Source organism: Pseudomonas sp. 51_B (assembly GCF_017491595.1).
GTDB lineage: Bacteria > Pseudomonadota > Gammaproteobacteria > Pseudomonadales > Pseudomonadaceae > Aquipseudomonas > Aquipseudomonas promysalinigenes.
The window spans coordinates 451293-465124 of record NZ_JAFGYW010000001.1 but is presented as its reverse complement, the minus strand read 5'-3'; the positions used below and the strand labels follow the sequence as shown (position 1 = coordinate 465124).

8 protein-coding genes and 4 tRNA genes are annotated in these 13832 nt (G+C 61.1%); 6 read left to right on the top strand and 6 right to left on the bottom strand.

Annotation, left to right across the window (positions count from 1 at the left end; translation table 11 throughout):
* Positions 1–5 precede the first annotated feature (5 nt).
* The 6 genes from mcpA to folD all read right to left on the bottom strand — a co-directional run bounded on the left by mcpA (position 6) and on the right by folD (position 10986).
* The gene (gene mcpA / locus J5M56_RS02095; protein ID WP_186476758.1) at positions 6–1892 is read right to left on the bottom strand and encodes a methyl-accepting chemotaxis protein McpA; all 1887 of its coding nucleotides are present in this window, start codon (positions 1890–1892) and stop codon (positions 6–8) included.
* A gap of 211 nt (positions 1893–2103) precedes the next feature.
* Complete coding sequence (locus tag J5M56_RS02090; RefSeq protein ID WP_186476759.1) at positions 2104–2784, bottom strand: GntR family transcriptional regulator; 681 nt, start codon at positions 2782–2784, stop codon at positions 2104–2106.
* Positions 2785–2800: 16 nt separating this feature from the next.
* Positions 2801–3505, bottom strand: a complete 705-nt coding sequence (locus J5M56_RS02085) for an FCD domain-containing protein (RefSeq protein WP_186476760.1) — start codon at positions 3503–3505, stop codon at positions 2801–2803.
* A gap of 44 nt (positions 3506–3549) precedes the next feature.
* Positions 3550–4854, bottom strand: coding sequence for a C4-dicarboxylate transporter DctA (locus J5M56_RS02080; RefSeq protein ID WP_060476757.1), 1305 nt, complete (start codon positions 4852–4854; stop codon positions 3550–3552).
* Positions 4855–5176: 322 nt separating this feature from the next.
* A complete protein-coding gene (locus J5M56_RS02075) occupies positions 5177–9979 on the bottom strand; it encodes a DUF6543 domain-containing protein (RefSeq protein ID WP_207869361.1) in 4803 nt (1600 codons plus the stop codon).
* A gap of 152 nt (positions 9980–10131) precedes the next feature.
* Entirely contained in the window at positions 10132–10986 is an 855-nt protein-coding gene (gene folD, locus J5M56_RS02070) for a bifunctional methylenetetrahydrofolate dehydrogenase/methenyltetrahydrofolate cyclohydrolase FolD (RefSeq protein ID WP_186476762.1), read from the bottom strand.
* Between the two features lie 270 nt (positions 10987–11256).
* Here folD and J5M56_RS02065 point away from each other — a divergent pair.
* From J5M56_RS02065 to tig, 6 genes are all read left to right on the top strand, one after another.
* Positions 11257–11333: transfer RNA gene (locus J5M56_RS02065), tRNA-Arg, on the top strand.
* A gap of 35 nt (positions 11334–11368) precedes the next feature.
* A tRNA-His gene (locus J5M56_RS02060) sits at positions 11369–11444 on the top strand.
* A 55-nt stretch (positions 11445–11499) separates the two neighbouring features.
* Positions 11500–11584 (top strand) — tRNA-Leu (locus J5M56_RS02055).
* A 44-nt stretch (positions 11585–11628) separates the two neighbouring features.
* Positions 11629–11704 (top strand) — tRNA-His (locus J5M56_RS02050).
* Positions 11705–11967: 263 nt separating this feature from the next.
* A complete protein-coding gene (locus tag J5M56_RS02045) occupies positions 11968–12267 on the top strand; it encodes a DUF6388 family protein (protein WP_186476763.1) in 300 nt (99 codons plus the stop codon).
* A gap of 250 nt (positions 12268–12517) precedes the next feature.
* On the top strand, positions 12518–13831 hold the full coding sequence (gene tig, locus J5M56_RS02040) for a trigger factor (protein WP_060476761.1): 1314 nt from the start codon (positions 12518–12520) through the stop codon (positions 13829–13831).
* Position 13832 lies beyond the last annotated feature (1 nt).

The following is a 13832-nucleotide window of genomic DNA, read 5'->3' as shown; positions in this document are numbered from 1 at the left end:
AGGCCTCAGATGCGGAAGCTGCCCACCAAATGCTTCAAGCGCCCGGCCTGCTGAGCCAGCGCGTCGCAATGCTGCAGGGTCTGGTTGAGGTTTTCCACCCCCTGTTGATTCAGCGCGTTGATTTGTGTGATGTCCAGGTTGAGGCTCTCGACCACTGCTGTCTGCTCCTCGGTAGCGGTTGCGACCGACTGGTTCATGCCGTCGATTTCGCCGATACGCTGGGTGACGCTGGCCAGGCGCTCGCCGGCTTGGTTGGCCACCTGCACGGTTTGCTCGCTGGAGACCTGGCTAGTGTTCATGGTATGCACCGCCTCGCGCGAGCCTACTTGCAGGCTGGTGATCATGCGGTGGATCTCTTCGGCTGACTCCTGGGTGCGGTGCGCCAGGTTACGCACCTCATCCGCGACCACGGCAAAACCACGCCCCGCTTCACCTGCACGAGCCGCCTCGATGGCGGCGTTGAGCGCCAGCAGGTTGGTCTGTTGGGAGATGCCCTTGATCACGTCGAGAATCTTGCCAATCTCGTCGGTGCTGGCGTTGAGGGTTTCTATTTGTTCACACGACTCGCTGATACGTTGCGACAGCGCAGTCATGGCGCCGATCGCCTGCTCGACCACTTCGCGGCCACCGTGGGCCTGCTCGCTGGCACCGCTGGCGTGTTGCGAGGCATCGGCCGCATTGCGCGCGATCTCCTGAGTGGCGGCCCCCAATTGATTGATTGCCGCCGCCACGCTGTTGGTGCGCATGCTTTGCTCTTCGGAACCGATGATCGAGGCATTGGAGGCATTGACCACTTTTTCCGACAAGTCATGGACCAGCCGAGTGGCTGACGACACCTCGCTGATCGACGCGTGAATGCGTTCGACGAAGCGGTTGAACGAACTGGCCAGTTCACCGAATTCGTCCTGGTGCTGTACGTCCAGGCGGCGGGTCAGGTCGCCTTCACCTTCGGCGATGTCTCGCATGGCGCGGCCCATGGTAGTCAGTGGGCGCATCAGCACTGGAATCAGCAGGCCCAGCAGCACGGCGATGGCCACCACGGCGATGAGCATGGCGATGATCGCCGAGGTGCGGAACTGGGTCAGTGCCGCATAGGCCTTGTCCTTGTCGATCGACAGGCCGATGTACCACTGTGCAGAGGGCAGGCCGGCGACCGGGGCGAACGAAATCAGCCGCTGCTCACCGTTGAGGGTGACGTCCTGCATGCCCGGCGCTACGCGCAAGCCGCTGCCGGGGTATATGTCCTTGAGGTTCTTCATCACCTGGTCTTTGTCTGGGCTGACGATGACCTGGCCACTGCTGTCGGCCAAGAAGGCATGACCAATGCCCCCGAAGTCGACCGAGTTGATGATCTGTACCAGGGTGTCGAGGGTCAGGTCGCCGCCGACCACGCCGATCAAATCGCCGTTCTGCCTGCTTTTCACTGGCACTGCGATGGTCACCATCAGGCCACCGACTGCGCCCTGGTAGGGCGGGGTAAGCAGCGTTTGACCGGCGCTGGCCGCGCTGGTGTACCACGGCCGCTGGCGTGGGTCGTAACCGGCTGGCATCTGAGTGTCAGGGCGCTGGGTGAAAACGCCGTTGGCCTGGCCCAAATAGGTGAAAAGGAAGTTTCGCGTGTAGGAGGGCTGCTCGATCAACCCACCCAGGGTAGCGCCTGCCCCTTGTTCGGCAATGTCCTGAGCCAGGTTTTCCAGCACCAGAATGCGCCCGCTCATCCAGTTCTGAACGCTGCTGGCGGTCAAGGCACCGGCCTGTTGCACGGAAGACTCGATGTTCTGGCGCAGGCTATTGCGTTGCAGGTAGTCGTTGTAGAGGGTGAACAACGCAAAGGCCAGCACCACGACACCGCAGGCGCTGAGCAGAATTTTGTGGCGAAATTTCAGGTTCATGTTTCGAGACCTTGAGCCAGGGAGGGATGAGCGCCGCGCGCTTGTGGCGCGATGGCAAAACCTTACCTCAGAACTATCGGCGTGGCCGGTAAAAGGTTGAAACAACTACCTATTTTATTCCGTGCAGGTCGACAGACGGTGTTCGGGCGTGTCTCGGGAAAGTCGGGGGCTAGGGGCGCGGGAGGGGCTGCGTTGCAGCCCCTGGGATTGGTCAGTCGAAGTCCAGCTTGTGTTCCAGGCGGTCGAGGTGTTCATGCATCAAGGCAAGGGCGGCCTCGGCGTCACCGGCCTCCACGGCATCGATGATCGCCGCGTGTTCTTCCCAGGCACAGTGCTCGCAACACGGCGATTCATAGCGGGCGATGATCAATGAGGTCATCGGCACCAAACCGTTGAGAAAACGTGCCAACGGTGCGTTGGCTGCAACCTGGGCCAGTTTGAGGTGAAACTCGCCACCCAGGCGGATGGCGGCGCAGCGCTCACCATGTTCATGGTGCTGGCGCTCGCGCTCCACCAGTTGACGCAACTGGCGGATCTGCGTGGGCTTGGCGCGCTGCGCCGCCAGGCTGATCAGGGTGGTTTCGGCCAGGCGCCGGGCGCTGAGCACCTGGCGGGCCTGCTCGGGGTCGGGGGCGGCCAGGTGTGCAGTGTGGCTTGGGCGCTGCACCACCACCTGCTGATCGCAAAGGCGCCCTAGCACTCGGCGGATTACGGTGCGGCTGACCCCGAAAGCATTACCCAATGCCTGCTCTGGAAGCAGGCTACCCGGCGGCAGGCGCTGTTCGAGGATGGCATCGAACAGGCGCGGGTAGATCTGCTCGGCCGAAAGGCGCGTTTCGCCGACGGCGAGCAGGGCAGGCAGTTGGGGGGCGGCTTGGGCACAGGCGGTCATGGTCGCTCTCCTGGGGTCATTGGCCGGGCTGGTCGTCCGGGATATTGAGTTCTATGCCCATGCGCTGGCCCTCGGCGAGGATGTGTTGGCGCATCTGGGCGCTGGCCAGGGCGCTGTTGCGCTCGCGAATGGCCCGCACCACGGCTTCGTTTTCCTTGAGCCGGGCGGCCAAGTGTTCAGGCGAGTTGCGCAGCATGCTTGCGCTTTGCTTGAGGGCATCACCCGTTTGCTGCACCACGCTTTGGAAGATCGGGTTGGTGGTCAGGGCGAACAACGCTTCGTGAAGCGCGATGTAGGCCTTGGCCCCTGCCTCGCTGTCCTCGGCATCCAGTGCCTCGCGCATGTCCATCAGGGTCAGGCGCAGTTGGCCTATCTCCTGGTTATTGGCCGACTGCGCGACCAAGCCGACGATGAACGGCTCAAGGGTGTAGCGCAGCTCCAATACATCGGCCAGGCTGGCCTGCGCCGCGCTTTCGACAGGCAGGTCGGGTACGGCTGTTTCGGCATCGAGCACCAACACACCTTTGCCGGGCAGCGAGCGCACCAGACCCAGTGTTTCCAGCACAGTCACGGCTTCGCGCAGACTAGGGCGGCTGATGCCCAGTTGTTCGGCCAGTTCGCGCTGGCCGGGCAGCATTTCGCCGCGGCGCCACTGGCCGCGGGCCAGGGCAGTGCGTAGCTTCTCAACCACAGAGTTGACGACGGTCGATGAACTGATCACGGTTCGCTCCTTGAAGGGCCGGCGCCAGCGCCGGCCACATGGGCTCAGAATTCCTGTTGATGGGGGTTATGCTTGCGCGGCACGGCGAAACCAGGTTTGCCATCGAGCACATTCTGCGCACGCTCAAGGTCGATGTCTTTCTCCCAGCGGGCAATGGCCACGGTTGCCACGCAGTTGCCAATCAGGTTGGTCAGTGCACGGCCGATGCCCATGAACCAGTCCACCGCAAGCACCAACACCAGGCCCACTACCGGAATGGCCGGCACAGCGGTCAGGGTCGCGGCGAGGATCACCAGTGCCGAGCCTGGGATGCCATGCGCGCCCTTGGAGGTCACCAATGACACCAGCAGGATGGTCAGCAGGTCGGTCATTTCTAGTGGAGTGCCGGTGGCGTTGGCGATGAACACGATCGCCAGGGTCAGGTAGATGGAGAAGCCGTCGAGGTTGAACGAATAGCCGGTGGGGATCACCAGGCCAACAGTGGAACTACCGATACCCAGGTGCTCCAGTTTGCGCATGATCTGCGGCAGCACCGCGTCGGACGAGGCGGTACCCAGAACGATGGTCAGCTCTTCACGCAGATACTTGATCAGCGGCAGCAGTTTCAGGCCCGACACACGCATCACGGTGCCCAGCACGATCAGTACGAAGCCGGCGCAGGTCAGGTAGAACAGCGCCACCAGGCCACCAAGGTGCTGCAGCGATTCCAGGCCGTATTTGCTGGTAGTGAAGGCGATGGCGCCGAACACCCCAATCGGCGCCAGTCGCACGATCATGCCCATGATGCGGAAGATCACATGGCTAAGTTCGTTGATCAGCCGTGAGATACCGGCCGCCGCTTCGCCGACCAGGTTCAGGGCGCTGCCGAACAGCACCGAGAACAGCAGTACCTGGAGAATGTTGTTGTCGGCGAAGGCACCGACCACCGAGGTCGGAATCAGGTCCATGAAGAACGCAGTCGCGCCGTGTATGTGCTGCCCGCGCTCGGCCAGGCTGCTGGCATCGGCACTGGAAAGCTGGTCGAGATGGATGTTGGCCCCGCTGCCGATGCCGCTGCTGAAGGCGAACACCAGGCCAATGACCAGGGCGATGGTCGTCAGCACTTCGAAATAGATCACTGATTTCAGGCCGATGCGCCCGACCTTCTTCAAGTCACCAGCACCGGATATACCGCTGACCACCACGCAGAACACAATCAAGCCGATGAGCATCTTGATCAGCTTGATGAAGCCGTCGCCGAGTGGTTTTAGCTGTAGGGACATTTCGGGGAAGCTGAGGCCGCAGGCGATGCCGAGGACAAGGCCGAGCACAACTTGCAGGAAGATCGAACGCGAGCACCATTTGAGCATGGGAGGGATCTCAGATCGGTGTCCTTGCTTCGGTGCCGCACGGGGCGAAAGAGCGCAGGACTTAATTATTGTGGTCTTACCGGTTTGTTCAGCGCCAGATCATAAAACCGCGAAAAATCCGACATTGCAAGACATTTTGGCCTTACCGGTCTGACCAGTTGTGGGGCATTAGTCAGGCAGCAGCTCTACTTCGGTGCACGCAGACGTTCGCGGGCGCCTGCCGCCGACAGCTTGACCAAGGCCTGCCCGGGTTTTAGCAATGGCCTTGCCAAGTTTTCAGGATGGGGGCACCCCGTGCCGACTTTTGACACGGGGTGAGCGGTCACACGCCGGGGGAGAAGGCGTGCGGGTTGGCCTCGCTCAAGGCCACAGTCAATGTACGCAGCAGAGCCTCGCGCGCCTGTTCGCGGCTTTGCAGTAACAGCTGCGAGGCCCTCAGGTAGAGAGCGCTGTCGCCGGTCAGATCGACATGTTGCAACGCACCTGCGTGGCGCCAGGCAATCTGATCAATGTGCTGTTCCAAATTGTCGATGTACACCTGTGGCACCTCAGGGCCGGTGTAAGCGCCGCTAGGCGCTGCACTGTCATTGAGCGAGTCGAAGTATTGCGAGGCACCTTCCCACTGTAGGTCGAACAGTTGAAACGCCTGGGGGCGTAGACGCTGCAACCAGCGTTGCCAGAAGGGCTGGTCGCCCGCCCAGGCCTTGAGGCGATCGGCAGTGGCTTGCGACCACACAGTCTGCTCAAGGCGCTGCAAAGTGATGTCGCTCAGGCGCGCCAGATACTCGAAGCGCATGCCGTCCGGTTGTGGCGGCAGCCGCAGCCGCTGCTGCAGGCGAATGCGTGCGTAAAGCGCCATTTCCAGTTCATCGAGCAGGAAATTCGCCTCGGTCAGTTGCTCATCGCTGAGGTCGTCGAGGTTGGACAGCCCTGGCGCGGCTTGCCGCTCAGCTTCATTGCCGGCTTCACCCAATGCCCGGCGCCGTGCGCGCCGGGCATTGAACATCTGGCCGATCTGCTCGTCGAGCAACCTTTGGCGCATCAGGCTAGCTGCGCTGTCGATGGCAACTTGCTCGTGGCCGTCACTGGGCGCTGCGTTGGCCACCGATTGCCAGAGCGTAACGTCGGTTTCGACCTGTTGAAACAGCAGGCTGGCCTGATCGACACAGGCTTGGCCGGCATCGACCAAGAACTCACGGACCTGTTGCTGCAGTTGGGCGATACCCGTGCCGGCCTCATCGTGCCTGGTGGCGTCCACCAGCGTCTGCAGCACTTGGCGCATGCGGGCATCCATGGCAGCCGGGCTGGCGCGATAGGCTTGGGTATCGGGCAGGCGTTGGTAAAGGTCGAACAACGGCTGCCAGTTAGGGTCGGCCCAGAATTCGGCCAAATGCTCGCGCAAGTTGGCAGGCCAGCCGGCAGACCACTCCTGGGCGTCAGCATCGTCCTGAATGACGGGCATCCCAGCTTCTTCCAGGCGTTGCAGCGCCAGGTCATTGAATGGATTGTCGTCGAATGCGTAATGGAGTTGCTGGTCACCTTGGCGCAACCCCTGCGCGAATAGGGTATCGCGCAGGGCGGGGGCATCGCTCAGTTCATTGAGGCTCAGGTCAATCTCACGAAGGTTGAGCGGCTGCTGGTTCATCAACGTGGTCAACCCGGCTGGCCACTCGAAGATGCCTGTATGCTCCAGGTCCACCTGCTCCAGCGCAGTCCAGCCGCTGAAGTCTGGTGCCAGTACCAGAGGGTTGTAACGCAGCGATAACAAGCGCAGTCGGTTTAGGCCGTTCAAAGCCGTAAGGCTTGCTTGGGTAAGCACGATTTGGTTATGGCCAAGTTCTAGGTGGGTCAGGCTCGGCCAGCGTTGCAGCGCCTGAAAATGTGCAGCCTCAAACTGTAGGGTATTGAAGTCTGCCTGCAGATAGCCCAGCGCTGGGAGGTCGGCAAGCCGTTGTAGGGTGCTGGCGGAAAGTGTCTGCAGGCACTGTGAAAGGTTCAGGCGCTCTAGGTTGCGCAAGCCTGTCAGTGTCGAGAGGTCGGCTTCCTGGGAGAGGTCGAGTACATTGTGCGAAAGGTCCAGAGACTCGAGCTCGCTGAGGTCGGCCAATGCTGGTGGGAGGCTGCGCAGAGCATTATCTTCAAGGTCCAGGTGGCGCAGTTCGGGGAAGGCCCTGATAAACCCGTTCAGCCCGGTGTTGGCATGATCAGCGAGCCCTATGATGCGAAGCTGGTGCACGTGAGAAAGGGGCACGGGTAAGACGGGCAATGTCTCCAGTTGCGCGCCGTCTATGTCCAGGGTGACGGAATCATGCCCTGCGCCAAAGTCTTCGGGGTTTTGCCGGCGCCATGCGTGGCGTATGCGCTGGGCTTGGCGATCGCGTGCGGTGCGTTGTGATCCCGAGCCCTGTTCGACCCAATTCTGCAGTTCGTCGTCCAGGCGTCGATATTCACCGCGCAGGCGCTCCAGCAGGCGTAGAAAAGCACCTGGCCCAGGGCCTGCTTCATGCTGCAGGCGTTGACGCAGCAACTGGCGCTCCTGCCGGTCGCCTGCTGGGTAGAGCTGATCGAACAGGCTGTCGGCAGTCTGCGCAGGGTTGCCATGGCCACTGAGTCGATAGCCAAGGCGCTGGCTGCCGGGGATTCGACTGGGTGGATTGAACAGCGGGCGCACCGGCACCATGCCCAGATCACGAGCACTCGCTTCACGGTTAGCGCAGGCCCGGTCGAATAGCGCGTCTCGCAGGGCGGGCGCATCGTGAATGGCCAGCCCCAGCGCATCGCGCTCGCTGTCAGGCAGGGCGCGCAAGATGGCGTTGAGCAACTCGTCCTGTCCCCCCAGGGTTTGCCCGGCCGCATCGAGCGGTTGATAGCCTTGGGCGCTGCGCTGTACGCGTTTGACTATAGCGCCTTGCTCACCGGCCGCCGCGATCAGGCTGCCATGCTCGACCAGCTCCACGCGCACCGTACCGGACCAGCCTGGTAGCCTTGGCAGATTGGCAAACACCAAGGTGTCGCGGTCGCTGCTCCTGGCCGTGGCTTGGCGCAGATGCCCCAGTGCCCGGTTGAGCCTGGCTTCACGCAGGTACAGGCGGGCCTGTTCGGCCATGGGCAACGGCAAGCGGCCTGTTCGCTTCATCTGCGCAAGCTCGGCCGCTGATGCTGTTGCCAGGATTTCATGACATGCACGAGGGCTGAGCGAGGGGAAATCCCTGGCCAGCAGGGTGCTGTCGGCGGCCTCGATCACCGGCAGGGGAGTGGCGCCGAAGGCTTGAAGGGTGTCGAGCAACAAAGCGGGCAATGGGCGGTGATCGAGCAGCAGGCGGCGTAAAGCGTCGTCACCGTAGCCACTGCTGCGCAAGGCATTTGCCATTGCGGTATCTTCCAGGCCTTCACACGCCGGGCCAAGCCGCCGCTCCAGCGCCGGGCTGCGCCAGGCCAGGGGCTGCTCATGCTCCAGCAGCCAGCTGCCATTGCCATTGCCAAGCAGCCTTGGTTGATGGCGGTGGCCTTTGCCGAGCGCCAGGCGCCAGCCGCCTTTCGCTTCGCGCTGCAGGGGGTACGCTTGGCCATCGTGCAGCCACCACTGCTGGCCTTGCCAGGTATGCAGACCCTCGGCGTTTGGCACAGTTTGCGCAGGCCATGGCCGGGCCTGAGCGAACGCTGACAGGTCGCCATGCCACAGCCGCTCGCTATCGCCGCTGCCAATACGCTGCCATTCGTGCAACGGCCCAATGGGTTCGGCAAACCGCCCGGCAGCACCCAGTGCCGCGAATTGCGCGAGGTTTTCGAACACGGCGAACAGATGCACCAATGCAGCGTCGGCCTGCTCTTCGTTGGCGGCATGCACCCCCTCAAGGAATTCATCGACCAACTGCGCGCCGCCGACCACCAGCATGACCTGCGCCAGGCCGGGAATGAACAAGCTGGCAATATTCAGCACATTCAGGCCCGTTTGCAGCCAGCCTTCGATACGCTCCCAGAGGGCTTGCGCATCACGTTTTGCGGTGGGCACCACGATGTCGGCTGCGTCTTGCAGCTTGCGTTCGAGCTGGGTACGGGTGCGTGCAGCGAAGCAGTCCTGCTGCCAGGGTGAAGCGCTCCAGGCCAGCCGTGCATTCTTGTCCAGCGTCTCTTGCCAAATGTGGCGAGGGTTGGGGAACAGCCGGGTTATCAAGCTGACCTGTTGGCCTTTCTCGAGCACCGGTGTGCCGGAGTGCAATGTGGGGTAGGGGTAGCGCGGAAATAGGGTTTCACGTAGCCGCAACGCGAACTGCAATTGCTGCCCGTGGCTTACGTAGCGCACGAAAAACTGCCGTTCGTGGTCGTCCCAAAGCATGTGCGTGAGCGCCTGGCCCATTGCTGCAAGCGAGGGGTACTGGCGCATTGGTTCGCTTGGGTGCCCAGGCAGGTAAAGCAGGCATGGCTGGGTTTCATCGTGTGCTTGCAGGCTGATGAGCAAAGGGCCATTCAGCGCGCAGTCGAACAGCGCCAGGTAACAGCATTGCAATCGGCGCTGGCTGCCATCGGGGAGGGTGATCTGCTCGGCCCCTGCCAGGGCCGCCTCACCCAAGGTCGCGCCACGGCTGTCGATACGCCCGCGCGGCAGGGCAAGGGTCAGCTCTGCAGCGAAGGCTGCGCGATCTTGGTCTTGTTGCAGTTGGTGGGTCAGGCGTGAATCAAGGAGTTCGGCCACATGCGCCTGATAACGGCCGCCGAGGTCGAGATTGCGTACGGTTTTCACGAAACGGTCGGTATCGATAGCGGTAGCGGCAGTTGTTCCTTTGCGCAGGTACAAGCGAATCTGATCGGCCTCATCGAAGTTCAGCATGGCCGCTTCCAGCCATGACATACCGCGCCGTTGTGCCACATGCCACAGCCAACCCTGATCGACGTCAGGGAGTTCGCGGTCGGCAAACCAGTGAGCCAATGCCTGATCAAGCTGCGCTCTACAGAACGTCTCTGGGGCCTGCAGGCGGGCTAGCTGCTTGCGCAGGCGGTGGCTGGCGCGATGGCTGTCGCGCAGGCGTCGCTCGAGCTGCTGGCGCTGCTGCGCGGTGCACGACTGCAGCCATCCAGGCATGCGTCGCTGGATGAATGCCAAGTGGGGCGAGGGGGCTTGGGACATGGCGCCGTTCTCCAGTTCGGGAAAACGGCGAGCCTATTGAAGGCAACGATGGGCATGGGGTGCAGGGCTACCACACCTTTGCAGCGCCATGCGCTGAATCACAAGCAAAAAAACGGCACCTGCCTGAGGTGCCGTTATCATTTTGCGCGGTGTTACTTGTGCAGCACTTCGGCTGCGTACAGCGTGTTTTCCAGCAGGCACGCGCGGGTCATTGGGCCAACGCCACCTGGCACCGGTGTGATCCAGCCAGCGCGTGGCAGCGCTGTTTCGTAGACCACGTCGCCAACCAGCTTGCCATCTTCCTGGCGGTTGATGCCGACGTCGATGACGATGGCGCCTTCCTTGATCCACTCACCCTTCACCAGGCCAGGTTTGCCTGCCGCCACCACCACCAGGTCGGCACGGCCAACGTGGCCGGCCAGGTCCTTGGTGAAACGGTGGCAGACGGTTACGGTGCAGCCACCGAGCAAAAGCTCCATGGCCATCGGACGGCCCACGATGTTGGAAGCACCGACGATGACCGCGTTCATGCCGTACAAGTCTTGCCCGGTGCTTTCGAGCAGGGTCATGATGCCTTTGGGCGTGCAGGGGCGCAGCAGCGGAATGCGCTGAGCCAGGCGACCGATGTTGTAGGGGTGGAAGCCGTCGACGTCTTTGTCGGGGCGGATGCGCTCGAGCAGCAGCGAAGCATCCAGATGCGCCGGCAGCGGCAGTTGCAGCAGGATACCATCGACGGCCGGGTCGTCGTTGAGGCGGTCGATCAGCTCGGTCAGCGCTTGCTGCGTGGTCTCGCTGGGCAGGTCGAATGCCTGGGAGATGAAACCGACCTCTTCGCAGTCCTTGCGTTTGTGCGAGACATAGACTTGGGAGGCGGGGTCGGTGCCGACCAGGATCACAGCCAGGCCCGGCGTGCGAAGGCCTTGCTGGCGACGCTCCTCGACACGTTGAGCGATCTGCTTGCGCAGGTTGGCGGCGATCGCCTTGCCATCGATTAGGTGTGCAGTCATAGACGCGTGATTAACCATCGAGAAAGGAACAATAAAGAGGGCGCATTCTCGCACGTCATCGCTAAAGGGCAAAGGCGAGTGGTCGGCCAAATGCCCTAAGCCCTTAAATAATTTAAATTTTTTCGATAAAGGTGTTGACGGCCCTGAGGCTCGCCTATAAGATTCGCCGCACTTGTCGGGCACAGCCTAGCACTGGTTGGCGAAGTCGGGCAGAATGAGCGATTTAGCAGTTACCTGTTAAGGCCTCGTTCGGTTAGGCTTTAAGCTTAAGCGCCCGTAGCTCAGCTGGATAGAGCATCCGCCTTCTAAGCGGATGGTCGCAGGTTCGAGTCCTGCCGGGTGCGCCATTTAGGCAGCTTAGGCAAGCAAGTAAGGCAATATGGTGGGCGTAGCTCAGTTGGTAGAGCGCTGGATTGTGATTCCAGTTGTCGTGGGTTCGATTCCCATCGTCCACCCCATATTCGACGAGGGCGCTTTGATTGAACGATCTGGCGCCTTTGTTTTAAGCGTTACGCGGACGTGGTGAAATTGGTAGACACACTGGATTTAGGTTCCAGCGGCGCAAGCTGTAAGAGTTCGAGTCTCTTCGTCCGCACCATGCTTCTTTAAAGCAGCACCGCAACATTGCAGCACCGCAACATGGTGGGCGTAGCTCAGTTGGTAGAGCGCTGGATTGTGATTCCAGTTGTCGTGGGTTCGATTCCCATCGTCCACCCCATATTTTTTCGAAGGCGCCTTGATCGTGAGATCGGGCGCCTTTGTTGTTTCTGTCGTGTACATGCATCGAGCAAGGTAGTGCCTGCAAGGTCGAGCGGATGCCGTGCGGTGCTGGTTCCCGCTGTCGCCAAGGCTTCAATGGTGAGCTGCGCGGCCATCATCAAGAACTGCCCCTTGCAATCCTCTGGTGGCACCCCAATAAAAGCTGTTAGATTTCAGCCGGTTGAAACGCCGGCCCGGATTTGGCTGGCAGAGGAATGACCAATGATTGCAAAAGAAGCCCGCCAGGCCCTGGCACTGCAGCGCTTCGCTGAGGCTAATCCGCAACTGCTCGAGGAAATTCGCGAGCTGGATGCACGTGAGCAGGCCCAGCAGATTGAGTGGGCATTCGAGGATGCCGCTGATGAGCAAGGGGTTCAGCCTTGGGAGCTGGCGTTGCAGTTGATCGCCGAAAGCCCCGAGCAGTTGCAGGCCATGCGCCTGGAGACTCATCGGGAGGTGGCTGAAGCCTTGGGCATGGAATGGGAAGCGTATTGTCAGTTCAACGAGATCGACCCCGAATAGGGGGTCGTCGTTAATATACCGGCTGTTGTATCACAAGATATTTCGGCTGCGTGACGCCAGCGGGCGTTGCGCCGCCCTCTATATAAAGAGGCTTGGCACTTCATTGTGTGGGCCATGTAAGTCAATCGACCGGCGAGGTTTCCCGTCGTCCCGGGTGGGGTGACTTCTGGTGCGTGACTCACTAGAATGTTTGCCCTTGATTCTGGAGTCGGGCTATCGCCGGCTAACGTCTGTGCAACGAGGAATATCCATGCAAGTTTCTGTTGAAAACACTTCCGCTCTCGAGCGCCGCATGACCATCGCCGTTCCGGCCGAGCGCGTCGAGAACGAAGTCAACAAGCGTCTGCAACAGACTGCCAAGCGCGCCAAAGTCGCGGGCTTCCGCCCAGGCAAGGTGCCGATGAGCGTGATCCGTCAGCGTTTTGAAGCCGATGCCCGTCAAGAGGCTTTCGGTGACCTAGTCCAGGCTTCCTTCTACGAGGCCATCGTTGAACAAAAGCTGAACCCGGCTGGCGCTCCAGCTGTTGAGCCTAAATCGTTCGAGAAGGGCAAGGATCTGGAGTTCGTTGCCATCTTCGAAGTGTTCCCAGAGTTCACCGTTGCCGGCTTCGACTCGATCAACGTTGAGCGCTTGAGCGCCGAAGTGGCCGATGCCGACCTCGACAACATGCTGGAAGTGCTGCGCAAGCAGAATACCCGCTTCGAGGCCGTTGAGCGCGCTGCGCAAAATGACGACCAGGTCAACATCGACTTCGTTGGCAAGATCGACGGTGAAGAGTTCGCCGGTGGTTCGGCCAAGGGTACTCAGCTGGTGCTGGGTTCCGGCCGCATGATCCCTGGCTTCGAAGATGGTCTGGTAGGCGCCAAGGCGGGCGAAGAGCGCGTTGTCAACGTGACCTTCCCTGAGGACTACCAGAACCTTGATCTGGCAGGTAAGGCTGCCGAGTTCACCATCACCGTGAACAGCGTGTCGGCCCCTGTGCTGCCAGAGCTGAACGAAGAATTCTTCGCCCAGTTCGGTATCAAAGAGTCGACCCTGGAAGGCTTCCGCACGGAAGTTCGCAAGAACATGGAGCGTGAACTGCGCCAGGCCATCAAGACCAAGGTCAAGAACCAGGTCATGGACGGTCTGCTGGCCGCCAACCCGATCGAAGTGCCGAAGGCGCTGCTGGAAAACGAAGTCAACCGTCTGCGCGTGCAGGCTGTTCAGCAGTTTGGTGGCAACATCAAACCTGAGCAACTGCCAGCCGAACTGTTCGAAGAGCAAGCCAAGCGCCGTGTGGTGCTGGGCCTGATCGTCGCTGAAGTGGTCAAGCAGTTCGAGCTCAAGCCTGACGAAGGCAAGGTTCGCGAAATGATCGAAGAAATGGCTTCGGCTTACCAAGAGCCTGAGCAGGTCATCTCCTGGTACTACAAGAACGACCAGCAAATGAACGAAGTTCGTTCGGTTGTGCTGGAAGAACAAGTTGTAGATACTGTTCTGCAGAAAGCGACTGTGACCGACAAGTCGGTCTCGTACGAAGATGCTGTTAAGCCAGCACAGGCTCCTGCCGCCGCTGAGTAAC